The organism is Zobellia laminariae, assembly GCF_030553095.1.
Classification (GTDB): Bacteria; Bacteroidota; Bacteroidia; order Flavobacteriales; family Flavobacteriaceae; genus Zobellia; species Zobellia laminariae.
The window spans coordinates 2,495,852-2,521,093 of the sequence record NZ_CP130738.1 but is presented as its reverse complement, the minus strand read 5'-3'; the positions used below and the strand labels follow the sequence as shown (position 1 = coordinate 2,521,093).

Below are 25,242 nucleotides of genomic sequence, written 5' to 3'. Positions count from 1 at the left end.
GTAATAGTTATGGCCGAAGATGGACTAGTACAATTATTAGGTTCATCCCAGAAAAAAGCATAATAATTTCCATAGGTGCACTTACAGGACTAAGTCCTGTTCTAGGTGCCCAATCCGATTGCAATAATAGATTTGTATTATTGGTAGTCCATATTAGGACTGCCCCTGTAGGTCGTGCCCCATCATAGTATGAATCTAAGTCTGTCGTGAAATCATCACAAAATGCTGCTGTAGCTGCATTTAAAACAGGAGCAACATCCCCCGCTGCACAATCATTATCTTCTATAGTAACTGTTCGTTGAGCAAGTGGTGTGGCCACATAGTTGAACTTCGCTGTATTACTAGGAGCTCCTAATGTTAAAGTAACCGTTTCGTCGGGCTCTACAATGGCATCGTCTATAACATTAATATTTAAAGCTCTAGCAGCTTGACCTGGAGGAAAAGTAAATTGACCCGTTTGACCTGTTGTTGTATAATCAGAAATAATTGTTGCACTACCCCCTAAAGTGTATGGTATTGTAATTGTTGTTCCAGTAGCATTCTCCTTGTCCAGTGAAAGTAAATAGCGCCCTCTAACCGTACCTTCTTCAGCTGCTTCAGGTTCTGGAGTGGTTAAGGTAAAAGTACCAGTATCATTATCTTGTATGGTAAAAGTAACACTACTAGCAGTCGGACTTATAGTTCCAATACTAACATTGCTAATTGTAATAATAATAGTTTCACCTAGCTCAATTAAATCATCTTCATTTATGTTGATATCAAAAGATTCACTGGGGGCTACAGCGGTCAAAGTAACAGTAGGGGTGAGAGCCTTATAATCATCAGTAGGGGTAGCTGTGCCCGTAATACTTAGCGTAACAGTGGTAGGCAATAAAAAACCTCCGGTTCTAGTAACTGTATACGAACCACCGACACCGGCAGCCCCTTCTACAGGTTCTGTGGGTGTAGTACGTGCAATAGAGACTGTCTGAGCATTAGCAGCAAAGCCAACACCCAAAAACAATATAAACAATAAAATAACTCTTCCCTGTGCTCTTAAACTATGGGCTAAGCAAGCTTTTTTCTTTTTCAATTTCATAACTGTCCTTTGAACAAAGATTCAATTCACAGCAAATAAAGTAGGTCGTGGCTAATTGGGCGTCAATATTACTAAAAAAAATGTCCACTACCGTAATTTTGGGGTTAAATCAAGGTTTTATGGACGAACTACATCATATACGGATTAAACATCAACTTGGGATATCTGCCGACTGACTTTTTGCTTCAGGAGCTATTTTTCTAACCAGGCCTTGCAGCACTTTCCCAGGACCAACCTCTATAAACAGGGAAGCTCCGTCTTTTACCATATTTTCCACACTTTGCGTCCATTTTACAGGAGCAGTCAATTGAGAAATTAGATTTTTCTGAATTTCAACAGCATCACTTACCGCAACAGTCGTCACATTTTGGTAAACAGGACATTTAGGCGTTGCAAAAGTGGTATTCTCAATTGCCGCGGCCAATTCTTCACGAGCAGGCTCCATTAAAGGCGAATGAAATGCACCACCTACAGGAAGTACCAGAGCTCTTCTAGCGCCTGCTTCTTTCATTTTAACACAAGCTACATCTATAGCTGCTACCTCTCCTGATATCACTAGTTGCCCAGGACAGTTATAATTTGCCGCTACCACAATACCTGGGTTTCCTCACATATCTTCTCTACTATAGCATCTTCTAGCCCTAAAACCGCAGCCATTGTACTTGGCTGAAGCTCACATGCTTTCTGCATAGCCAAAGCACGTTGAGAAACCAATTTTAATCCATCTTCAAAACCTAAAGAGCCATTAGCCACTAAGGCCGAAAACTCACCTAATGAATGGCCTGCAACCATATCTGGCTTAAAACTATCGCCCATTACCTTACTCAAAATAACCGAATGTAAAAAAATGGCCGGCTGAGTAACCTTAGTTTGCTTTAAGTCTTCGGGCGTACCTTCAAACATAATATCTGTAATAGCAAAACCAAGAATCTCATTTGCCTCCTCAAAAAGCTCTTGTGCCAATGGGTATTTTTCATAGAGGTCTAGACCCATACCAACAAATTGCGCCCCTTGTCCGGGAAATATATATGCATTCATTATTTTTCGTTTTTTGGTGCGTGCAAAAATAGCAAATTAAGTTCAAGTCTCAAGTACCGTTTCCTACTCTTTAAACCAACTGGAATACATTACGTAATTGTTTGCTATACGATCAATTTCCCCTGAACTGAGTTCAGGGCTAATATCTTTTATTTTCTTAGCTGGCGTCCCCGCAAATATACTGCCGGCCGGCACATGGGTTCCTTTTGTTACCACAGCACCAGCTGCAATGATACTGTTACTTTCCACAATACAATCATCCATAATTATACTCCCCATACCTACGAGCACATTATCTTTTAAAGTACACCCATGAACAATAGCATTGTGTCCTATAGAAACATTATTGCCAATGGTAGTTGGCGATTTCTGATATGTACAATGCACTATGGCTCCGTCTTGCACATTTACTTTATTGCCCATTTTAATAAAATGTACATCTCCCCTAAGTACAGCATTATACCAGATACTACATTGATCGCCCATGGTTACCTCTCCTACAATCGTAGCATTTTCTGCAATGAAACAATCGTCACCAAATTGCGGTGTTTTCCCGTTAATCGTTTTTATCATTTTAATTCGTTTTATCTTAATTCAGAGCTTTTAAAAATACGCTAAAAAGTCTTTCTTCTTTGAAGCCGAGACCAGTAACTCTTTTCCGTTAGAGACTACCACACTCCCTCCCTTTCCTTTTCTGTATTTTACTACCTCGTTCACATTTACCAAATACGATTTATGAATGCGGGCAAACGAAAAACCGGCAAGCGCGTCTTCAAAATACTTTAAAGTTTTACTCACTAGAATCTTTTTATTTTCTAGATAAATCTCGGTGTAATTATCATCGGCCTTACAATAGAGTATATCCGTAACATTAAGTACCTGAAAGCCATCTTGCTGCGGCAAAGTTATTTTCCCTTCTACCGATTTTAGTTTTGGCTGTAATACCGTATCTGCCAATTCATTTTCTTTATACTTGATTTCCTGCACATAACTTACCGCCTTAATCAATTCATCAATATTTATAGGCTTCATAAGGTAATAGGCAGCATGGCTGTTTAAAGCATCCATTGCATATTGATTATAAGCCGTTACAAAAACCGTCTCAAAAGTACGGTCAGGCAACTGGTCCAATAAATCAAAGGCATTTCCAAAAGGCATCTCTACATCTAAAAACACGAAATCTAAATCATGCTTTTGAATAAGCTCAAGCCCTTCTTGAATCGATGCCGCCTCTCCTACCAAATTTACATCCGCACAGTATTTACCTAAATAGTTTCGTAATATTTCACGGCTATTGGCTTCGTCTTCTACAATTATGGCATTCAATTTCATGGCAAGTTTTTAAATAGAATAGAATCTTTTTAGTCTTTATGAAGAACGAACAGCACTTTTGTTCCAGAACCATCTACAGTAAGGTCAGAAATAGTAACATCTACCTTATTCTTATACATATCATTTAGAATGGCAATTCGTTTTTTGATATTCCCCATACCCTTTGACTTCTGTTTCTTTTGGTTCTGAGTTTTTAGTTCTGCGGATTTTTTTCTCCCGATACCGTCATCGGTTATCATTATTTCCAAAGATGTAGTCCCTTTTGGTTTTACATCGATTTTCAAAAAGCCTTTTTCTTCTTTATATCTTAGCCCATGCCAAATAGCATTTTCTATATAAGGCTGAAGTAGCATAGGCGGGATTTCAAAAGTTGAAACATCTATACTTTTATCTACATTCAGCTCATAATCAAACTTATCAGGAAAACGAGAATGCTCTAACTTCACATACAACTCCAACAAATCTAATTCTTTAGCAAGCGGAATAAAATCTTCCTCAGAATTCTCCAACACTGATCGCATTAAGGTCGAAAACTCACTCAAAAACCGATTAGCACTGCGCTCGTCACTCTTGGCTATATAATTATTAACGGAGTTAAGGGCATTGAAAATAAAATGCGGATTCATCTGCGAACGCAAGGATTTCAAAGCCAAAAGGTTGTTCGCCAATTTTTGCTGCTGATTGCTACGGTAAAAGAAAAATGCCGCCAGCCCCAGCAATATCATACCAAAAATAAGGGAGTAGATAATCCATTTTTGGCGTTTGTTATTCTCTTGTATCAATTCCTGTTCCGTCAATGCCAAGTCATACTTGCTTTGGGACAACTCTCTTTCTTGCTCAAGACCAGAAATACGGTTTTGTTTAGAAGAAATCTCTCGGTTAAATCTGGCTGCCCTAGATATTTCTTGTTCTTTTCGCACATACAAAGTATCTACCAAAGACACGTAATTTCTATAACTCTCAAAAGCCTTTGGGTAGTCTCCTTTATATTCAAAAACCTCCGAAAGTTTACGCGTTGCTTCTTTTTGCACCACCAAATCGTTTTCAGAATCTGCTTCTTCTATACTCTCTTTCAAATACGGAATAGCCTCGTCATACTTGTCCTGAGCTATATAGGCATTGGCAATTTTGTAGTTGATACGCTGAGAAGTAATGGAGTCAAAATCTCCTCGCGCTTCTCGTTTGGTCGTTCTTCCTTTTGGAAGAGTTTTTAGCTCATTAAGGCTTTTTTTACGCAGTTCAATTTCAGCTCCGTATTGGCTTTTCTGATTATAGAAATCAGCAACTTTCTCTTTTTCTTGTACGGCACGCTTAGGCTCTAAACCTTCTGTTAACTGAAGAGAACTATTATAATAGGCACCTGCCTCAACTAATTTATCATCTTGGGCATAGGTATCGGCAATCTTGGAATTAAGGTCTGCCAGCTTAGGAGTTATTTGATTCTTTCTTGCAACTACAAGTCCTTCTTCATAAAATGCTACCGCTTTTTCCACTAGCCCTAATCCCCTATATGCGTCTCCCAAGTTCTCATTTAAACTTACTTTCTGAGAAGGCTTAAGACCTTCAATTTTTAATAAAGGCTGAAGTTCTTTTTCGGCTTCTGAAAACTGTTTATTTAGAATATAAGCTTCAGCTAGCAACAAAGTTGTCCGGGTGGCCTTATATGCTTCTAAAGCATCTTTATAGTTGGTGATTGCTAAATCATATTGATTGTGGTATCGATATACTTCTCCCAAAGCCACCAAAGATTCCGAAAGCGACTTTTTATCCGCCCGTTTCCCAAGAACTGCTATGGAATTAGTGATATAATCAATACTCTTTTCAATATCACTTTGTTTATAGGTATTGGCCGAATCTAAATATACTTGATGCAGGTTATTTTGAGGCATGGCCATTTTACTACGCCCCACCTCTCTTTGCGCCCAAGAGTTCATTGTGGAGCATCCTATAAAAAGGAAAAACAATATGTAGCGAATTGATTGCATCTAATTATTTGTACAACGTAAACTTAGTTGAATTATGCGGCACTAAAAAACGCCCTTTACACCTAATCACTTAAAAAATTACCCTTTCTAAAGGCTTCACGCATTCAAAAGGAACGTTCCCTCTTTTAAAACGCCACTTCCCTCAAAATAGGTTTTACAGCAAATTAGTTGCCTTTACTTTTACCTCATCAACAACGATAAATACAAACAAATTAATCATCTCTGAATAGAGCATCAAAAAAAATAATTATGAAAAACACACGACAGATTCTTGGATTAGCTTTTATGTCATTTGCCTTAACTGGTATGTACGGCTGTGAGCTAAAACCAAAAAAAGCAACTACAGAAGCGGTACTGGCCCAATCATTTACAACAACAAATGACGAAAAACCAAAAACCAACACAGTAAAGATTGCCTTACTACTAGACACCAGTAATAGTATGGATGGCCTTATCAACCAGGCCAAATCGCAGCTTTGGGATATCGTAAACAAGTTTACCTATGCTAAATGCGGCAATGAGGAACGGCCGGAACTACAAATTGCACTTTACCAATATGGTAACGACAATTTATCTTCAAGAGAAGGATATATTCAACAGGTTTTAAACTTTAGCGGAGACTTAGACGAAATATCTGAGAAACTGTTCTCATTAACCACGAATGGTGGAGAGGAGTATTGCGGCGAGGTTATCCATACCTCATTAAAACAATTGAATTGGGGAGAAAACCCAGATAACCTTAAAATGATTTTTATTGCAGGCAACGAACCTTTTACACAAGGCAAGTTAAATTACAAGGATGCAGTTACCAATGCCAAAGTAAAAGACATTGTAGTTAACACTATTTACTGCGGAAACTATGAGCAAGGAATTAGTTCTGATTGGAAAAATGGCGCTACACTAACCGGAGGCGAGTACATTGCTATTGACCATAATAGAAAGGTAGTTCATATTGATACGCCTTATGATGATGTCATCATACAACTAAACTCAAAATTGAACAAAACGTACATTTCATACGGAGCAATGGGAAGTGCTAAAATGGAAAAACAATCCACCCAAGACAGCAATGCCTATGAATTAGAAGAAGCAGTTGCGGTAAAACGGGCGGTGAGCAAAAGCTCTAGACTTTATAAAAATAAAAATTGGGATTTGGTTGATGCCTCTGATGATGAATCTTTTGACATTACCAAGGTAAAACAAGACGAACTACCCAAAGAATTGAAAGGAAAATCGAAGGCCGAAATGGAGTCTTACGTTCAAGAAAAAAAATCTGACCGAACCAAAATACAGAAAGAGATTCAAACATTAAATGCCAAACGTGAAAAATTCATTGCTGAACAACAGAAAGAAGGAGGAAAAGGAGAACTTGAAAATGCTATGTTGGAAGCAATTAAAAAGCAAGCTGCAAAAAAAGATTACAAGTGGGAAGAATAGTCACCACTTTACTTCAAACAAAAAAGCATCCCGAAATTTCGGGATGCTTTTTTGTTTGCTTGTATTTTCAAATACCTATTGTGCCGAAGGACAATAGCAATCATATCTACGTTCTTTTTGACCAAAATCGTAACCCAATGTTATTTGGTGAAATCCACCACTATCAAAACGAATATCGCCTGACTGATAAGAATAGTTATACGAAACCATAAAGTTTCCAACATTGGCTCCAACTATAGGAGTAATCAATTGCAAGCGTTGCTCTCCAAAGCTATCTGCGGTTGCAAATTGCCCACCTTCAAAACTTCTTCTATATGATAATCCTCCCCAAATACGTCCAAAATCTACATCTTTGTAAACTTTCGCATTTAAATCGATTGTTTTTTCTTTTGTAAACTCACTCATCTGAAACAAAACTGAAGGCTCTAATTGCCATTCTTGTTTACCAAAAACATAACCTACCGAAAACAAATATCTCCTTAGGTTATCAATTACAGGTATTTGGTCATTTCCTTTCCCATAGCGATACAGACTACGCTCACTACCTAACAGATTGGTTACCGCCACATGAGCATAAAACTCCATTAAATTATATGAAAAACCTAAGTCTACATTAAAATAGCCCTCACTCAGTTTTATACCAGAAATAGCATCATCGAGCACATCTGAACGAAATTCAGACTCATCTAAACTACTTTGTAAATATGTAGGACTTAAACCAAATGAAAGTTGATTTAAGTTTCGCCCGTCGCCACCCAATTTTAAATGATGGGCATACGTAACCTTTACTCCAGTTTGCGAATGGTACCCGTTGGCATCATTAAAAATGATGGCTCCTACTCCACTATTACTTTCTCCGATTCTAAAATTGGCGTTTATAGTCTGTAAATTTGGAGCATCATCTACATCAAACCATTGCATTCTTGCAGTAGCCCTTATTTTCCCTCCTTCACTAATACCGGCCATTGATGGATAAACCAAATAATAATTATCCGATAAGTAATCAAAATATACAGGTATCCCTTCTTGTGCAGTAGATTGAAATGCAAAGGAAAGAGATGCTAGCAATAGCAGTAAACGGTATTTCATCTGTTGGATATAGAGGATGATTATTTTATCGACTAAATATAAGGTATAACGGTTGAAACTCAACATTATTATATAGACAAATCAATACGGACTGTTCAAAAATAGGTTGTATTTTTACAAAAATTTTGACACCATGAAGGAGTATACAATTACGGTTGTTAAAACCAACAACCCTGCGATTCTAAAATTTGAGACGAATCACTTTTTAACGAAAAACAAGAACTACGAGTTCAAAAATATAGACGAAGCCAAAAAATCACCTTTGGCCCAACAACTCTTTTACCTTCCGTTTATCAAAACGGTATATATCTCTGGAAACTTTATTGGACTCGAGCGTTTTGACATTGTTGAATGGGATGATGTAAAAGACGAAGTTGCCCAACAGTTGGTTGAGTATCTAAATGCTGATGAACCTATTGTAAATGAAGAAGAGGAAACTTCCAAAAAAGTGGCCATTACAGTTTACGCAGAGGTTACCCCCAACCCATCAGTAATGAAATTTGTAGCCAACAAACCTATTGTTCCGGGTGCTTTTGAGTTTAAGAATATAGATGAGGCCAAAAATTCTGAATTAGCTAAACAGTTATTTAGCTTTCCGTTTGTTAAAGAAGTTTTCTTTGACCTTAATTATGTTTCTGTTAGCAAGTATGACGTTGCTGAGTGGGAAGACGTTACCATGCCATTACGCGAACACATACGTGAATATCTTGCCGATGGTAATGAAGCTGTTTCCGAAAGCGCAATAGCCAAAACAAAAGAAGAAGCTAAAGATAGTTCCGCTCCAAGTCAACCAGTTGCAGAATTGGACGATACTTCACAACAAATTGTAGATATTCTTGAGGAATACGTAAAGCCTGCAGTTGCAAGTGACGGCGGGAATATTCTCTTTCAATCGTACGAAGAGGAAAGTAAGACTGTAAATGTTATTTTACAAGGCGCATGTAGCGGTTGTCCTTCTTCTACCTTCACTTTAAAAAATGGTATTGAGACCATGTTAAAGAATATGATGGGAGACAAAGTAAACGAAGTAGTTGCTGTAAACGGGTAATGAGCTAATTTTTACTGGCTTAGAATCAACAAACCTGTCCAATTATTTTGTAATTTCAAGGAAACTATAAAAATAAATTATTATGGCAGTTTTAAAAGTAATAGAAGTTTTAGCAAATTCTGACAAAGGCTGGGAAGATGCAGCTAAACAAGCAGTAGCTCAAGCTTCTAAATCAGTAAAGAATATAAAGTCGGTTTACATCAACGAGCAAAGTGCTACCGTAAAAGATGGAAAAATGGACAACTATCGTGTGAACGTCAAAATTACTTTTGAAATCAAGTAAACACGAAAAACAGTTTAGTAGAGAGCGCCGCAATATATTGCGGCGCTTTTTTTTACCTCTAAAATGATTAAAAAAAGCATCTAGTACCTACAACAATTATTGGGTGCACATTGCGTTTTGAACACATATAAACAAAGTGTTGACTCATTCGATTTATACAGGCTCCATTAACAATAGTTTAATGATTTGAGCTTGATTGAGGCCCCTGTATTTAGTAAGTTGCCCACATAAATAAAAAATAAATGGAAGAATTCGCAAATTATCAAGAACATATAGACAAGGCAATAGAATGGGCATGGAAGGTTTTGCCTGATTTAATTATGGCAATTATCATTTTAGTCGTTGGCCTTTGGATAGTTGGCTTTCTAAATAAAATGGTTCGTAAATTCTTTGAAAAGAAAGATTACGATTTAGCCTTAGAAAGCTTTTTACAAAGTTTTATAAATATAGCTCTTAAGGTTTTACTTTTTGTTTTGGTGATTACCCAGTTGGGCGTTAAATCATCATCACTTATTGCTATAATAGGTGCTGCCGGTTTGGCTATTGGCTTAGCACTACAGGGATCACTTTCCAATTTTGCAGGAGGTGTACTTATACTATTATTCAAACCATTTAAAATAGGCGACTTTATATCAGCACAAAGTGTAGATGGAACCGTAAAGGAAATTACTATTTTCTATACAAAACTCTCTACATTCGGTAATCAATTGGCAATTATACCCAACGGACAATTATCAAACAATAATGTCGTGAACTATAGTGCCATGCCTACAAGAAGAGATAATATTAAAGTTGGTATAGGATATAGCTCTAATATTAAGGCTGCCAAAGATATCATGCTTGATATCTGTCAGAAAAACGAGAATGTACTTAAAGACCCTAAACCAGAGGTTTATGTTGATGCATTAGGCGACAGTTCAGTAAACCTGAGCCTTCGATTTTGGGCAGAGAACTCCGTTTTTTGGGCTGCTCACTTTTTTATACTAGAGGAAATTAAAAGAAGATTTGATGAAGAAGGTATTGAAATACCATTCCCACAACGTGATGTACATGTAAAAGGTCAACCCTTAAAAGCATAGACTAAGACACGAACAGAATTATTTTTTTTTCTGTTGTAGCATAAAATCTTTTAAATAATACGGTTCAAAGTAGGCGACATCTTCAAACTCGCCTGCTTTGAATTTTTTATAAGATAACTGAACCATTTCATTGGCCGAAGGCACAATGGTCGTATTATAACTAAGATTAGCATGTGACAGCATTGTTTTACACTTTTCTGCACCACTACCCACCAAAATCACTTTTCCCTTTTCTAAATATTCAGAGAAAGAATTCTCTTCTATAATTTCTGCTTCTGTAGCTCTTACCTCATTTTTATCATTATCAAATATTGCTGAATACACTTCCATACGGCGTGCATCTAAAACAGGAATGATATAATCAATATCTGATGATATTACTTGGGCTGCCATACTACTAAGCGTTGCAATTGAAATTAAAGGGATATCCAAAGCAAAGCATAATCCTTTAGCAGCTGAAACACCAATTCGGAGACCTGTATACGAACCCGGACCTTTACTAACTGCAATAGCATCTAATTCAGAAGCATCTATATTTACTTCCTTAAGCACTTCTTGGATGAAGACATGTAGTTGTTCCGAATGTGAATAATTAGGCGTATCGTGCTCTTTAATTGCTAAAATCCGTCCCTCTTTGGCAATACTCACCGAACAATTGGTAGTTGCCGTTTCTAAGTTTAATATTATGCTCATAAGGCTGCAAAGATACATGAGAAGGTTTAATTTACATATAAAAAAAGACCTGCTCGGTATTACACCAAACAGGTCTTATATTATGTTCAATAATCTTCTTATTTCAACTCTAAAGGCAAGCCAAAATAAAACTCCAATACTTTAAGTCTAAAAATGTAATCGTATTTAGTTCTAATCAAATCAGCCTCTGCATTGTCTACTCTAGATTGTGCTTGACTAAAATCAAAAGCGTTCATAAGACCTACATCATAACGTTCCTTTGAATAATCGTAAGCCAAACGTCTTGCGTCCAAAGTTTTTTGAGCTGCATCATATGCTTTTGAAAAGCTTGTTACATCTACATATGCCTGATTGATATTCGTCTCTAAATTCAATTTATCCTGCTCTAATTGTAGTTTTGCTTTCTCCACATTGATTTTAGACCTTTTGATGTTGTTCTTGACCGCAAAACCATTGAAGATTGGAATGTTTAATTGGGCTCCGTATGAAATTCCATCATTTATCCACAATTGGTCTATAAAACTCGCAACAGGCAGCAAACCACCCTGATCAGAATACCGTGTATTATAATTGAAAATTGCGCCTAAAGTAGGATAAACGGCACCTTTGGCGATATCTAAATCTTTATTAGCCAAATCTATTCCGGACTGAGAAAATTTAATATCATTCCTAAAAGTCAAAGCTTCAGCAAAAATTTCTTTTGGAGACTTTGTAAGAACTTCAGAAGGAGGGACCTCAAAATCGGCTTCCAAAACATTAAAATTCTCGTAATCCGTGATTTGAAGCAGTTGCGCTAAGTTAATTCGGGAAATTAAAACTTGGTTCTGCGTGTTTACAATCTGCTGTTCCAGATTCGCCAATGTAGCTTCTATTTCCAGTAAATCGCCATTAGGCAGTACCCCTGCATCTACCAATTCCTTTGACCGTTTTAAATCCTGTTCCGATACGGCAAATTGCGCCTCAAATACTTTTAAAGTTTCTTTGTTAGAAAGTATCTGTAAATAGGAATTGGCTACGTTTAAACGAATATCATCTTTAAGGTCATCTAAGCGATATTGATTGGATATCGCATTCAACTTAGCCCGATTCAAACGATGCAGGTTTCTTAATCCGTCAAAAAGTGTCAACGAAGAAGTTATCCCTCCACTTGCTGATAAAATCGTAGTAGTTACCGGTTGATTGGTTGTCGTGTCAAATGAAAGCCCAGTACTACCCGTAACGCTCGAAGAAGCATTGACCGCGGGCAACATTGCACCTACCGCGTCAGATTTATCAATTTGCGCATTCTGCAAGTCTAATTCATACTGTTCTACGGATAGATTGTGTTCTACCGCATACTCTACGCATTCCTGCAGCGTCCAATTTTTCTGCTGTGCGCTAACCGCTCCAATAGAAAATAAGAGCAGCAATGCTGTTAGTTTAAAATTCATGTTTTGATTTTTTGATTATGATTGATGATTGTTACTCTTCACTATCTGCCTCTTCCTTTTCTTCTTCGTCCTCTCCTTTTTTAATAGGCTCTGTCTTACTCCAAACTTTAACTTTATCCGATTCCGTTAGGCCAGAAACGATTTCAACGTTTACTCCATCTGAAATCCCTATTTCAACATCTTTTCTTTCGAACTCCTGATCACCAGTTTCAACCTCAACATAAGGTTCGTCTGTTTTTTTATCAAACTGCAATAAAGCTTCAGGTATGACCAAAACATCATCCTTTTTCTCTAAAACCAATGAAGCATTGGCGCTATATCCTGCTCTAAGAAAAATATCTTCCTTAACCTCTACATCACCTTCAATCTTAAATTGTACGGCTCCTGTTTCTTCTATTCCTTTTGGGGCAATGAATCGCAATTTGGCATCCAGCTCGGCACCTTCTACCGCACCTAAACTAATTTTTAAGGGGGTACCTATTTCTAGTTTGGCCACTTCGCCTTCATCTACCTTACCTTCAAAAATCATCTTGCTCAAATCGGCTATTGAAGCAATGGTAGTGCCGTCGTTAAAATTATTACTCTCAATAACCTTACTCACCTTCTTCTACCGGTATTTCTAAGATTGTACCGTCAACGGTAGCCCTTATATTGGTATTAGCACTTGTAGAACCACCTGCGGAACCTTGGCGAATAATTTGATAATCCGCTCTAGCATTTGCAAGTTCCTGTATGCCTTGATCGTACTGCAACTGTAAGGTGTTGAAGTCTTGACTTGAGATGACCCCTTTATCAAATAACGATTTGTTTCTGTTGTGCTCTATCTTCACGTTGTTCAGAGCCAATTCGGCATTTCTTACTCTACCTCTAGACTGATTCAAAGCTTGCTCGTTTGGCACAACCTTAATGGTAGCAATCAAATCACCAGACTTGACTTTTTGACCTTCTTCCATGAAAATCTTTTGAATAATACCCGAAATCTGAGGCTTAATTTCTACCTCATCCTCAGGTACCACCTTACCCGTGGCCACCGTTTTCTTTTCTATATTAGTGATAAATGGTGTTTCTGTTTCGTAAGTAACTGCATCCTTACTATTAGATTTTATAAAAAAAGCCGCGGCCCATAAAGCGCCTAGCACCAAAATACCAATTAAGATATATTTTACGATCTTGTTCATTTTTTCAAGTGTATTTGTTGTCTATTGGTTTTGTTGTTTTCCGTTTTGTTACAAAATTTCTTATTATTCTTCCCTAAGGGCATCAATGGGTTTTATACTCACGGCTCTTTGAGCAGGTATAAGGCCAATTAAAGTTCCTAGCACTACCATTATGACCAATGCGCCAATTACGTAAGGTATAGGCACTGTTGGATTGGTATATGGAAAGTCTATATCTTGAGTAGCACTATTAATTCCCGCCAATGCAAGTGCTCCAAGAATAATACCCATGATTCCCGCAATAACGGTCAAGAATACCGATTCTAAGATAATCTGATTGCGCACCTCTGCAGGTGTAGCTCCTAAGGCTCTACGCACACCAAGTTCTTTGGTTCGTTCTTTTACCGAAATCAATAGAATATTCCCGATACCGATTACGCCCGCAAATATTGTGGCAATACCCACTATCAATGACAAAAAGGTAATACCATCTGCAAAGCCTACAATTTTATTGAACTGCTCCCCTAGGTTAAAAGAACCAAAAGCACGATCATCATCTGGGTGTACGTGATGAATATTCTTCAATAAATTTTTAATGTTTTCTTCAACTTTGATTACATCTGCATTATCATAGGCTGCAATAGAAAACCACCCCACATTATCACCTGTATTATATAATTTTTTAAAGGTCGAAAAAGGGATAAAAATATCACCATCTCCTCCAAAGCCACCACTTTGTTCAAACTTATGAACCCCTATGACTTGAAAAAAGACATCATCTATTTTAAAATAACCTCCAATTGGGTTTTCATCCTTATCAAAAAGTTCCTTTTGAGTACGCTCTCCTATTACGGCCACCTTTCTAGACATCTCAATATCTTTATCGTTGATAAAACGACCCCCATCATAAATTTTCTTAGGTGCAATTTTTGTGAACTCAGGAAAATCACCAAAAAGCGAATAACTGCCTGTTTTGTTGTTCCGACCAATATTTGCGGGAGCAGAACCAAAAAAGCCCCGTACGTTACGTGGTGCTATATACTCTACTTCGGGAATACGATTTTGTATCATTACCGCATCATCCAGTTTCAACTGCATCTGCCGTCCAGTCTTGTAACCTTCATTGGGCATACTCGTATTTTGAGCCCAAACGAACATACTATTTCTGGCAATAGTCTCGAACATACTCTCAAAACCATTATCCATACCCTTGGCTGCACCGGAAAGTGCTATGTAAATAAAGATTCCCCAGAGAACACCCACCACGGTAATCACGGTTCGCATCTTGTTCTTACTGATGGAACCAAAAATCTCTTGCCAAGTATTTCTATCGAATATAAATCGCATATTATTCGTCTCTTAGGGCTACAATAGGTTTAATACGGGCTGCACGTCTTGCCGGAACATAACCAGCAATAGCGCCAAAAATGATAAGAACAAATGTGGCCGAAATTGCAACGCTTGTATCTATATAGGGGTTAGTAATAAAAAAGTCTTTTAGCTTGTCGCCCAAGGAGCTTAAAATTATTATCCCAATGAGCATACCTATGAAACCGGAAACCGTTGTAATAAAAACGGACTCTAACAAAATAGTGCCAATAACTGCTTTTGGAGTTGCCCCAAGTGCTTTTCGAATACCAAGTTCCTTTGTCCGTTCCTTCACTACAAATACCATAATATTACTGATACCAATAATACCAGCTATAATGGTTCCGAAGGCTACAAAACCTACAATTATCTGTAAAACGCGAGCAAACTGCTGATTCTGCTTCAACTGGTCTGCTACATTCCTAATAAAAACTCCGTTTTGATCTTTAGGATTAATAAATTTTTTGGACCGTATAAACTGATCAAGACTCTTATCAAAAGCCATTGCACCTGCGTATCCTATTTGCGGTTTAAAACCAACAACGATTTGGCCAATTTTATCCGTGTTTTTTTCAATCAGTTGTTGTGTAGTATAAGGAATATAGACAATGCGTTCTTCATTATCACCACCATCATCTTGAAACACCCCTACAACCTTAAAGGAACTTCCGCCCACATCAATATACTTTCCAAGAGAATTTTTGGCGCCAAACAAATCTTCTTCTACCAACCTACCAATAACAGCATACTTCGTCTTGTTCTTGATATCTTGACTATTCAAATAACGACCTTTCATTATAATGGTCATTTCACTGAATTGATGAGCTGGCCCTACCCCCAGTGTTCTGTAACTATTTGATTCATTCAAATAACTTACGGTATCTTGTCTGGTTATTCTTGGACTAATATACTCTAGAAATAAAGGGAAATTCTTTTCAATATCGGCTAAATCACTGTTATCAAACTCTATGACTCTGTTTGACTTATAACCTTTATAAGGCATTGTTGTTCTGCTTGGAAAGACATAAAATACATTAGTAGCATCGTTCCCGAAAAAATCATCAAAAGTATTGATCAAGCCATTTCCAAAGCCAAAGAGTACTACAAAAATTAGAATACCCAAAGCAACCGTAAACCCCGACAAAAATGTACGAAGTTTGTTCTTCTGAATAGTCTCGAATATTTCTTTCCAGTTGTCTCTATTTAACATACTGAGCGGCCCTAACCTGTTCTACCTTTTTATCTTCAACGATAACACCATCTTTTAAATGTACAATACGTTTGCACATATGGGCTATGTCTTCTTCATGCGTTACTACAAGAATAGTATTTCCTTTATCATTAATATTCTGAATAAGGTCCATTACCTCATAAGAAGTTTTACTATCTAACGCACCTGTTGGCTCATCTGCCAGCAACACCTTTGGCTCTGCCGCCATTGCACGGGCAATAGCCACACGTTGCTTTTGACCACCAGAAAGTTCGTTTGGTAAATGCGTAGCCCATTCTTTAAGACCAACCTGTGCTAAATATTTTAAAGCTTTCTCTTCCCTTTCTTTTCTTGGTACTTTTTGATAATATAAAGGCAAGGCCACATTTTCCATGGCGCTCTTATAGTTGATAAGATTAAAAGATTGGAATACAAAACCTAAGAATTTGTTACGGTACTTGGCCGCTTTGGTTTCATTTAAATCTTTTATAGGAACCCCGTCTAAAGTATATGATCCAGAATCGGCTTCATCTAGCATTCCCAAGATATTTAAAAGGGTTGATTTACCAGATCCAGATGAACCCATGATAGCCACAAGTTCTCCCTCGTCAATACTAAAATTTAATCCTTTTAAGACATGTAATGAGTTGCTACCCATTTTGTAGGACTTGTGAAGATCTTTAATTTCAATCATGGTAGTTTTGTTAATTATGTTGGAATTTTCAAAACAATTTGGCAATATGACACGTAAGTTGCCTAATTGTTACAAGGTGGACTCCAAAATTTGTGTTAAATATTAAATTATCCTTCTTCTTCCTCTTTTTCGATGGCATTCCAGACCTTAATCCTGTCTGTTTCGGTTATTCCGGATTTTATTTCCACATCAATTCCATCACTAATACCCAATTCAATATCCCTTCGCTCAAACTTCTGGTCTCCGTTTTCTATTTCAACAAAAGGTTCTTTTGTAATATCATCAAACTGTATTAAAGCTTCTTTTATAGATAATACGCTATCTGCCCTACCTAAAATTACCGATGCATTTGCACTTAGGCCCGCGCGAATAAATACGGAATCCTGTTTTTGCATGGTGCCTTTTATTTCAAATTGAATAGCTCCATTTTCTTCTTTTCCCTTTGGGGCAATGTAATCTAAAACCGCATCAAACGTTTTTCCTTCTAAAGCCCCAATTGTAATTTCCAACGGTAGATTTTCTTTGATTTTCCCTACTTCGCTTTCATCTACCTTTCCTTCAAAGATCATTTTATCTACATCGGCAATAGCAGCAATAGTTGTTCCTTCATTAAAATTATTGCTTTCAATAACCTGATTACCCACTTCCACAGGAACCTCTAGAACCATACCGCTAACGGTAGCTCTAATCTGTGTATTGGCAGCATTACCAAAGCCTTTGGTTGTACCGGTCTTAACAATGTCATAGCGTTTATTAGCTGCAGCATAAGATTGCTTAGCCTGATTGTACGTCACCTCCGCACGTTCTAAATCTACTTTAGAAATCACGCCCTTACCAAAAAGACCCTTTTGACGCTCTAAATTGCGAAGCTGATCGTCCAAATTTATTTTTGACTCATCAATAATATTTCTGGCGTCGTTAAGAGCGTTGAGATTTGGCACTACTTTTATTCTACAAAGTAAATCACCGGACTTTACAAAATCCCCACCTTCAACAAATACCTCTTCTATTACTCCAGAAATATTAGGTTTAATAAGTACTTCTTCCAACGGAAGTATACTTCCGGTAGCTACCGTTTTCTTTACAATGGTCTTTTTGGAAGCTTGCTCCGTTTCGTAAACGACTGGGTCTTCGGCATTCTTTTGATATAGATAATACATTGATCCGCCAAAGGCGACGACTATGAACAAAAGAACGATTCTGGTTACTGATTTTTTCATTTTTATGATTGATTGATGTTATTCTATACGTTTTTATTTCTATTCAATACTTCGACTCTAATTATTCAGTTCTAAGAGCATCTATTGGCCTCACTTTAATAGCACTTTGCGCAGGAATGAAACCTGCCAAAAGACCAGAAAAAATAAGGATTAGCAATGCACCAACTACCACCCCTAAGCTTACACTAGGGTTCATGAACATATCTACAGGGCCGCTCATATCTAACAGCGCATTTACGCCATAAATGAAAAGTGCACCCAAAGTAATACCTGCCATACCGGAAATAATAGTCAGGAAAATAGACTCCATTAAAATTTGTAGTTTAATAGACCAAGGGTCCTCACCCAAGGCCCTACGTATGCCAATTTCTTTAGTTCGCTCCTTAACTACAATGAGCATAATATTACTTACCCCAATTATTCCTGATAGTAAAACCAAAATTCCAACGAAATAAGCTATAAAACGTAATGCTCCAAACAAACTCTGAACCCTTTGAAATTGTTCATAAAGGTCAAAATGACCTACGGCACGCTGATCATCTGGGTGTACTTTATGCTTTTCTTTGACAACGCCCATTATCTTATCCTTTAGACTTGTAATGGAAGTACCGTCATTTGCAGTAATGGCCATCCACCCCACGTCATTACCACGGTTGAAAGCTTGGGAAAATGTGGTAAATGGCACAAAAATCTGTTTCTGACCTTCCTCTCCATCGCCATCATTACTTTTCTTTTTATACGTACCGACGACCATAAAATTGACACCCTGCATTTTTATAAACGTACCGAGTACATCTTCATCTTTATCATAAAGTCCGTTTCGTACACCTTCACCAATAATAGCTATTTTTCGCTTTTCCTTGATATCATTATAATTCAAAAACCGACCAGAAGTCATGGTCATAGGATCCTGTTTGCTGATTTCAGGATAATCTCCATACACATCGTACCCACCCGTTTTAATTCCACGGACGACATTATTGGCGCCGTTAAAACCACCTAGTTCATTTCTTGGAGAAATAAACTTTAATTCAGGCACATTATCTCTTATCGCTTGGACATCTTCAACCTTAAAAAGAAAACTTCGTCCCTTAGGAAGGCCCTTATAAGACTTGGTTGTACTTCTGGACCACATGAACATGGTATTGGTAGAAATATCACCAAAGTCTTGCATGATACCGTTCTCCAATCCCTTTCCTGCAGAAAGCAATAGTATTAAAATGAATATACCCCAGAACACACCAAAGGCGGTCAAGACGGTTCTGAACCAATTACTGGTCAGTACTTCCAAAATTTCTTTCCAACGATCTCTATTGAACATGATTTATAAAGTGAAGTTAGTTCAGTTATATTTTTATTCGTCCCGTAATGCGTCAATAGTATGAATATTCGCTGCACGCCATGCCGGAAAAAATCCCGCAACAGCTCCGGCCAATACCAATACAAAAACTGTTGAAATGGCAACAGTAAAGTTCACAGATGGGTTCATGATATAATCTACTTCTATATGCGGACCCACAAACTCCAGCAAACCCATGCTAAAAATGAGTCCTGCAAATCCAGAAATAGATGTAATAAATATAGACTCGTGTAAAATCATACCTACAATAGACCACGGCTTGGCACCAAGTGCTTTTCGTATACCTATCTCCTTGGTACGTTCACGCACAACAATTAGCATAATATTGCTAACTCCTACCACACCCGCTATAATGGTACAGATACCAACGAACCAGAAGAACAGTGCAATGTTATCCGTAAGACTATAATACCGCTTAGCTTCCTCCATAGCACTCCATACAAAAATGGCATTGGTATCATCCGGAGCAACCGTATGGGCTTGCTGTAAATAGGATTGAAGACTATTCTTAAATTTGATGGATTTAGCAACTACCTCTTCAAAATTATCTGAAGGAGGAAGCGTGAACCCTAAATTATTTACCTTATCACCACCATTAAAAGTACTTTGAGCAGTTGTTACCGGTATGTATATACGTTCTTCTTCGCGATCTTCAGTCTCATTGAAAACTCCGATTATTTTGAAAGGAAGTCCAGATATTTTAATGAATTCGCCTACTGGGTTGTCGATGTCAGTAAAAACATCATCAGCAATTTTCTTTCCGATTACGGCTACTTTGGCTCTGCTTGTTTCGTCTTGATAATTCAAGAACCTTCCGCCGAACATTCTTGCATTCTCTATGAACTGGAATTGAGAGGAAATACCCTGAACTTGATACACAAGCGCCTCATTACCATAAGTAACGGAAACATCGCGAACAAAAATTCTGGGTGATTTAAATTGAATATCATCCTCTAGCAATTTAGCCGAGAACTCATAATTAGCATTAGTTAACTGAATATTTCTACCCGGATTAAGACCTTTGTATTTTTTAGTAGTTGTACTTACCACACCCATACACTGGTTGCAGCATCTTGCTCAAACTCATGAGCGATACCATTGCGAAAACCTTCGCCAAAACCTAATAAAATAACGAGAATGAAAATTCCTGATGCTACGGATAACCCTGTAAGAAATGTTCGCAACTTATTTTTGCGAATAGTATCAAAGATTTCCTGCCACCTTTCGATGTCGAACATGTAGTTGATTTTGATTGATTGATGAGCGCGATTGGGGATATCACACAACTACAAGACTAATGCAAAAAGGTTTTGTTACACTAGAACAGAAAAAAAAATGTTAAACTTCTTCCGGAGACCTGTTTTTCATCTTCTTATAGACGAAATAAAAGAGCCCTCCAACAAGAATATAAGGTAGCGCCATTAAGTACACAATGCCATTGTTTATACCCTCTGCGGCCTTTACATCACCACTACTTTCAAGAGAAGCACGGCACATGGCACATTGTGCTTCTATATTTTGAGGCAAAAACAAAACAAGTAAAATCAGTATTGCAAATAAGGTCTTTTTCATTCTAATTCATTCAAAAACTAAACTTCTTGTCACCTTCTTTTAACTAACGTAATAAGGCGAAATCATAAGGTACACTACGACGCCAGTAACCGCTACATAGAACCAAATAGGGAATGTAATTTTTGCCCACTTCCTATGACTTTCAAATTTCTTAAGATATGCAAAGGCATATGTTTTGAGTACTAAAGGTATAATGGCAATAGAAAGAATTATATGGGTAATTAAAATAAAGAAATAGACATAACGCACTGCACCTTCACCACCATAAGTAGTAGATTCAGACGTCATATGATACCCAATATACATCAGCAAAAATAAGAGCGACAAACCAATACAACTGGTCATTATATTCTGATGCAATTCTTTTTTACCATTTTTTATTGCCCATACGGCAACTAGTAAAAGAACTGCAGTTAGCCCATTAATAGAAGCATATATTGGAGGCAAAAAACCAAGTCTTTCTACATTTGGTATTTTAACCCCAAACAAGATGGCCACTACTACTGGCACCACAATAGATACTATTGTGATTAATTTATTAAATTTCTTTTCTTTAGCTATCGTGTCCTCCATCTATTCTGCCAATAATCGCTTAATATCTTCTTTTAGGATTGAAATCTGCTCTATTTCACCATGATCATTTTCACCTTGTTTCTCGGTAATGGCACCACGGTAGTAAATTATTGGGTTTCCAAATTCATCAGCTCTTGATCTCAGATACCCTTTCTTATCAACCAATGCAAACAATCCTGAATGTTCAAAACCTCCCGGTGAATCAGGCATTTCTGCTGCAAAAATATTAAAACCGTTATTAGCTAAATCATATATTTGCTCCTTATCACCAGTCATTAGGTGCCAGTCTAAATCTGATATACCATGGTCTTCGGCATATGCTTTTAAAACTGTTGGTGTATCATAATCTGGAGTTATTGAGAAAGAAGCTATTCCAAAGTCCTTATTGTCTTTAAATTCATCCTGTATAGTCACAAGATTTTCGGTCATTACTGGACAAATGGAAGGGCAACTGGTAAAGAAAAACTCTACTACGAACACCTTGCCGTTATAATCTTCATTAGATATCGTTAAGCTATCTTGATTGATTAAATTAAATGGAGGAACACGTTTTTGCTCGCCATTTAAAGTTATATAAGACAATGTACTTTTTGCATGTTCAACATTCAACCGATCATTCTCTACCACTGTTCCGCTAGATATACGATCCACAATTTTAGGTACAAAAATAATTCCGAAGACTAGTATCACCAAGGACACCCAAACGTATGTATACTTTTTCATTTCAGTTTACAAATCAAAAACCGTTATTACTTTTGCCTGTCGGCACTGTTCTTCTTTAACGCCAATCTATACTCTGCCAATATAATCTTTACATCATCTACCATCTTATTATTAAGCTCGGATACAGACGTAGCATTAAAACCATAAAGGGTAGCCTCTTCCTCGTCTTCTGACCTACCTCTAAGGCTTAGCTCTTTATCAATAATAAATGCGTAGGGAGTGCTTAAATCATCTTCTAACTGAATGTCGGTTTCTAAAGAATTAAAAAAATCATTGATTTGGTTTTCATCTCCAAAAACAAAATTCCATTTGCTCATATCTACCAACAGACCCAACTCTTTTTTCAGCTCAGTAGCTTCCTCTTCCATTCCCTTTGGCATAACCATTACGAATTGAAAATCTTTAAATGCATAAAACCGCTTGTAGATTTTTTGGTTAAGGTTGAACGCGTTACCATTTGTGTTATTAGGATCATTTCCTAAAAAACCAAGAATGGTAATATTGTCTTTAAAAGTAACATCACCATCCATGTTAGTAACATCATCAACACCACTGGTCAATATGGCTAGCTTCCCAAAGTTGGTTATACCGGAAGCAAAAAATAGATATGCCACGATGGGCAAAATGAACAATGTAACTAAGACTAAATATTTTTTCACCTTCATAAGAAAGAAGTGCTAAACAGTAAATTTACGACCACTACAAAAATAAAAAAGACGGTTGTGAAACCGTCTTAGTATGCTGTTAATTTATTAAGATAATATTACTTAGAAATTCCACTGTATGAAACCATCTTTGTAAACATTATATATATAGTCTGCTTCAAAAAGAAGGATGAACAATAAATAGGCTACAAGAAAAATAGGAGTCCATACTATTGCTCTTCTTAATGAGCTTTTTTCATCACGTAAGTGCATAAAGTCCCATGCAATATAATAGGCTTTAACCAAAGTAAGGATAATAAATATCCAGTTTATCAACTTCATTCCCACAAAATGAGAATGTGTTAATGCTCTAGGTTTTGCGATACCCAATACAACCTCTACAGCTGTAATAACGGACAAAAATATAAGTACTCCCCAGATTTTTTGGGTATTGGACTTAAATTTCAATAGTCCTCTAAAAATCTCTAGTTTGTGTGCGTGTGCCATATTATAATAATCTCAAATGCGTTATATATCGTTTTTCCCGAAAAATAAGAATTATACAAGATAGAAGAAGGTGAATACAAATACCCACACTAAATCTACAAAGTGCCAATACAGCCCTACTTTTTCAACCATTTCATAATGGCCTCTTTTTTCGTAGGTACCCAAAATCACATTAAAAAATATGATTACGTTAATGACAACTCCAGAGAAAACGTGAAAACCGTGAAAACCTGTTATAAAGAAGAAGAAATCTGCGAACAAACGACTTCCGTATTCGTTACGAATTAAGTTAGCTCCTTCAACTACTAATTTACCATCCTTGATTTTTTTCAAAGACTCTTCTCTATTAAGCAATGTCTTTTCTCCCTCATGTTCTCCCTCCTGAACAATTTGTTCCGTACGGATAAGAATATTAGGATTAGCTTTAAAACCTTCTACAACCTCGTTGAAAGAATAACTAGGCAAGTAAGCTTCATCATAAAACCAAACACCCTTGCTATTCTCGTGTGCCACACGGTCACCAAAGATAGTCTTAGCGAAATCACGAATTGCAGCGCGCTCGCCAGTTTCAGCATTTACAAATTGTAAAATTCTTCCACCTTTAGTTTCTACAGCACCGTAATCTCCTTTTATAAAAGTTCCCCATTCCCAAGCCTGAGAGCCAACGAAAATTGCACCACCAATGATGGTAAAGAACATATACCAGATAACGGAATTTTTCTTCATTTTATGTCCTGCATCTACGGCTAACACCATAGTAACTGAAGACATAATAAGAATGAATGTCATAAAAGCCACATAAATCATGGGGTAATTACCATGAAAGAAAGGAACGTGGGTAAACACCTCATCCGCAATCGGCCATATTTCTATAAATTTAAATCGTGAAAAGCCGTAAGCCGCTAAAAAGCCCGAAAAGGTTAATGCATCGGAAACGATAAAGAACCACATCATCATTTTACCATATGATGCTCCTAGGGGACGATTTCCGCCACCCCACACGTTTTCTTCCGCCGTACCAGTTGTTACCGTTGAATCCATATATTTTGTAGTATGGTTAGATTTTGCACAAATTTATAGTTTTCATGTGTATTGTGAAAGCACTATACACATGAAAAACCAACTTTATTTAATTTTATTACCCTACGAAGTACATAAACGCCAGTAAATAAACCCATAACAGGTCTAAAAAATGCCAAAATGTAGCCCCTAGTTCTACTCCTAAATATTCTTGAGCGGAGTATTTGCCCTTAATTTGGTTATATAAAACCACCAATAAGGATATAATACCTGCGCAAACATGCACAATATGCACCATTGCTATCAAGAAAACGTAAGACAGCTTAATATTACTTGTTGGCCCTGTAAAATAGTAGCCTGTAGCTATCATTTGAGAGAAACCGTTAAACTGAAATGCTATAAAAGCAATACCCAGACCCAATGTAGCCAACAGCCAGTTGGTACCCATGGCAGAATACCGTTTTTAATAGCCGTTTTAGCCATTATATAGGTAAGACTACTTATGATTATCAAGGCAGTACTTATAAAGAAAGAACTAGGCAAAAGTAATTCACTAATCCAATCTTCTCTTGAGCTACTAACAATATAGGCACTTGTCCATCCTGCAAAACCCATAATAAGGCTTACAATAGCGAACCAAAGCATCATCTTTTTAGCTCTATCGTTCTTTTCTTTCCCCGTTCCTCTTGTTAAATCCATGAT

At 37.2% G+C, this 25,242-nt stretch carries 22 protein-coding genes and 4 pseudogenes; 4 read left to right on the top strand and 22 right to left on the bottom strand.

Features of this window, described 5'->3' with window-relative positions:
• Window positions 1-7: 7 nt before the first annotated feature.
• The 5 genes and pseudogenes from Q5W13_RS11990 to Q5W13_RS11970 all read right to left on the bottom strand — a co-directional run bounded on the left by Q5W13_RS11990 (window position 8) and on the right by Q5W13_RS11970 (window position 5,382).
• On the bottom strand, window positions 8-1,078 hold the full coding sequence (locus Q5W13_RS11990) for a Calx-beta domain-containing protein (RefSeq protein WP_304446439.1): 1,071 nt from the start codon (window positions 1,076-1,078) through the stop codon (window positions 8-10).
• Window positions 1,079-1,229: 151 nt separating this feature from the next.
• Window positions 1,230-2,116 (bottom strand): annotated as a pseudogene (fabD, locus tag Q5W13_RS11985) (ACP S-malonyltransferase).
• A 63-nt stretch (window positions 2,117-2,179) separates the two neighbouring features.
• On the bottom strand, window positions 2,180-2,689 hold the full coding sequence (locus tag Q5W13_RS11980; protein ID WP_155594767.1) for a gamma carbonic anhydrase family protein: 510 nt from the start codon (window positions 2,687-2,689) through the stop codon (window positions 2,180-2,182).
• A gap of 30 nt (window positions 2,690-2,719) precedes the next feature.
• Complete coding sequence (locus Q5W13_RS11975; RefSeq protein ID WP_304446438.1) at window positions 2,720-3,448, bottom strand: LytR/AlgR family response regulator transcription factor; 729 nt, start codon at window positions 3,446-3,448, stop codon at window positions 2,720-2,722.
• 29 nt (window positions 3,449-3,477) lie between these two features.
• Window positions 3,478-5,382, bottom strand: coding sequence for a tetratricopeptide repeat-containing sensor histidine kinase (locus tag Q5W13_RS11970; RefSeq protein WP_304446437.1), 1,905 nt, complete (start codon window positions 5,380-5,382; stop codon window positions 3,478-3,480).
• Window positions 5,383-5,682: 300 nt separating this feature from the next.
• On the opposite strand from Q5W13_RS11970, the gene Q5W13_RS11965 reads away from it, so the two are divergent.
• Window positions 5,683-6,870, top strand: a complete 1,188-nt coding sequence (locus Q5W13_RS11965; protein WP_304446436.1) for a vWA domain-containing protein — start codon at window positions 5,683-5,685, stop codon at window positions 6,868-6,870.
• Between the two features lie 75 nt (window positions 6,871-6,945).
• On the opposite strand, the gene Q5W13_RS11960 is transcribed toward Q5W13_RS11965, so the two are convergent.
• Window positions 6,946-7,959: a PorP/SprF family type IX secretion system membrane protein gene (locus Q5W13_RS11960; protein ID WP_304446435.1), complete on the bottom strand. Its 1,014-nt coding sequence runs from the start codon at window positions 7,957-7,959 to the stop codon at window positions 6,946-6,948.
• A gap of 133 nt (window positions 7,960-8,092) precedes the next feature.
• On the opposite strand from Q5W13_RS11960, the gene Q5W13_RS11955 reads away from it, so the two are divergent.
• From Q5W13_RS11955 to Q5W13_RS11945, 3 genes are all read left to right on the top strand, one after another.
• The gene (locus Q5W13_RS11955; protein ID WP_304446434.1) at window positions 8,093-9,007 is read left to right on the top strand and encodes a NifU family protein; all 915 of its coding nucleotides are present in this window, start codon (window positions 8,093-8,095) and stop codon (window positions 9,005-9,007) included.
• Between the two features lie 82 nt (window positions 9,008-9,089).
• Window positions 9,090-9,290, top strand: a complete 201-nt coding sequence (locus Q5W13_RS11950) for a dodecin family protein (protein ID WP_155594773.1) — start codon at window positions 9,090-9,092, stop codon at window positions 9,288-9,290.
• A 242-nt stretch (window positions 9,291-9,532) separates the two neighbouring features.
• On the top strand, window positions 9,533-10,369 hold the full coding sequence (locus Q5W13_RS11945) for a mechanosensitive ion channel family protein (protein WP_155594774.1): 837 nt from the start codon (window positions 9,533-9,535) through the stop codon (window positions 10,367-10,369).
• An 18-nt stretch (window positions 10,370-10,387) separates the two neighbouring features.
• On the opposite strand, the gene tsaB is transcribed toward Q5W13_RS11945, so the two are convergent.
• The 16 genes and pseudogenes from tsaB to Q5W13_RS11865 all read right to left on the bottom strand — a co-directional run bounded on the left by tsaB (window position 10,388) and on the right by Q5W13_RS11865 (window position 25,239).
• Window positions 10,388-11,062: a tRNA (adenosine(37)-N6)-threonylcarbamoyltransferase complex dimerization subunit type 1 TsaB gene (gene tsaB, locus Q5W13_RS11940; protein ID WP_304446433.1), complete on the bottom strand. Its 675-nt coding sequence runs from the start codon at window positions 11,060-11,062 to the stop codon at window positions 10,388-10,390.
• A 98-nt stretch (window positions 11,063-11,160) separates the two neighbouring features.
• Window positions 11,161-12,492: a TolC family protein gene (locus Q5W13_RS11935; protein WP_304446432.1), complete on the bottom strand. Its 1,332-nt coding sequence runs from the start codon at window positions 12,490-12,492 to the stop codon at window positions 11,161-11,163.
• A 31-nt stretch (window positions 12,493-12,523) separates the two neighbouring features.
• A pseudogene (locus Q5W13_RS11930) lies at window positions 12,524-13,670 on the bottom strand (efflux RND transporter periplasmic adaptor subunit).
• Between the two features lie 63 nt (window positions 13,671-13,733).
• Complete coding sequence (locus Q5W13_RS11925; protein ID WP_155594778.1) at window positions 13,734-14,996, bottom strand: ABC transporter permease; 1,263 nt, start codon at window positions 14,994-14,996, stop codon at window positions 13,734-13,736.
• A 1-nt stretch (window position 14,997) separates the two neighbouring features.
• Window positions 14,998-16,227, bottom strand: a complete 1,230-nt coding sequence (locus Q5W13_RS11920; protein WP_304446431.1) for an ABC transporter permease — start codon at window positions 16,225-16,227, stop codon at window positions 14,998-15,000.
• Window positions 16,217-16,921 (bottom strand): ABC transporter ATP-binding protein, encoded by a 705-nt coding sequence (locus Q5W13_RS11915; protein ID WP_155594780.1) that lies wholly within the window; start codon window positions 16,919-16,921, stop codon window positions 16,217-16,219. The genes Q5W13_RS11920 and Q5W13_RS11915 overlap by 11 nt, the downstream gene beginning before the upstream one ends.
• A 107-nt stretch (window positions 16,922-17,028) precedes the next feature.
• Window positions 17,029-18,141, bottom strand: coding sequence for an efflux RND transporter periplasmic adaptor subunit (locus Q5W13_RS11910; RefSeq protein WP_304446430.1), 1,113 nt, complete (start codon window positions 18,139-18,141; stop codon window positions 17,029-17,031).
• 61 nt (window positions 18,142-18,202) lie between these two features.
• Window positions 18,203-19,462, bottom strand: coding sequence for an ABC transporter permease (locus Q5W13_RS11905; RefSeq protein ID WP_304446429.1), 1,260 nt, complete (start codon window positions 19,460-19,462; stop codon window positions 18,203-18,205).
• A gap of 33 nt (window positions 19,463-19,495) precedes the next feature.
• Window positions 19,496-20,739 (bottom strand): annotated as a pseudogene (locus Q5W13_RS11900) (ABC transporter permease).
• Between the two features lie 100 nt (window positions 20,740-20,839).
• Window positions 20,840-21,073 carry a hypothetical protein gene (locus Q5W13_RS11895; protein ID WP_304446428.1) on the bottom strand — a complete coding sequence of 78 codons (234 nt, stop codon included), beginning with the start codon at window positions 21,071-21,073 and terminating at the stop codon, window positions 20,840-20,842.
• 39 nt (window positions 21,074-21,112) lie between these two features.
• Window positions 21,113-21,646 carry a DUF420 domain-containing protein gene (locus tag Q5W13_RS11890; RefSeq protein WP_304446427.1) on the bottom strand — a complete coding sequence of 178 codons (534 nt, stop codon included), beginning with the start codon at window positions 21,644-21,646 and terminating at the stop codon, window positions 21,113-21,115.
• On the bottom strand, window positions 21,647-22,369 hold the full coding sequence (locus Q5W13_RS11885) for an SCO family protein (protein WP_155594786.1): 723 nt from the start codon (window positions 22,367-22,369) through the stop codon (window positions 21,647-21,649). It lies immediately after the preceding gene.
• A 26-nt stretch (window positions 22,370-22,395) separates the two neighbouring features.
• Window positions 22,396-23,034: a hypothetical protein gene (locus tag Q5W13_RS11880; RefSeq protein ID WP_368662536.1), complete on the bottom strand. Its 639-nt coding sequence runs from the start codon at window positions 23,032-23,034 to the stop codon at window positions 22,396-22,398.
• Between the two features lie 102 nt (window positions 23,035-23,136).
• A complete protein-coding gene (locus Q5W13_RS11875) occupies window positions 23,137-23,520 on the bottom strand; it encodes a cytochrome C oxidase subunit IV family protein (RefSeq protein WP_155594788.1) in 384 nt (127 codons plus the stop codon).
• Between the two features lie 51 nt (window positions 23,521-23,571).
• The gene (locus Q5W13_RS11870) at window positions 23,572-24,561 is read right to left on the bottom strand and encodes a cytochrome c oxidase subunit 3 (protein ID WP_304446426.1); all 990 of its coding nucleotides are present in this window, start codon (window positions 24,559-24,561) and stop codon (window positions 23,572-23,574) included.
• Window positions 24,562-24,658: 97 nt separating this feature from the next.
• Window positions 24,659-25,239: pseudogene (locus tag Q5W13_RS11865) on the bottom strand (cytochrome c oxidase subunit 3).
• Window positions 25,240-25,242: the final 3 nt, after the last annotated feature.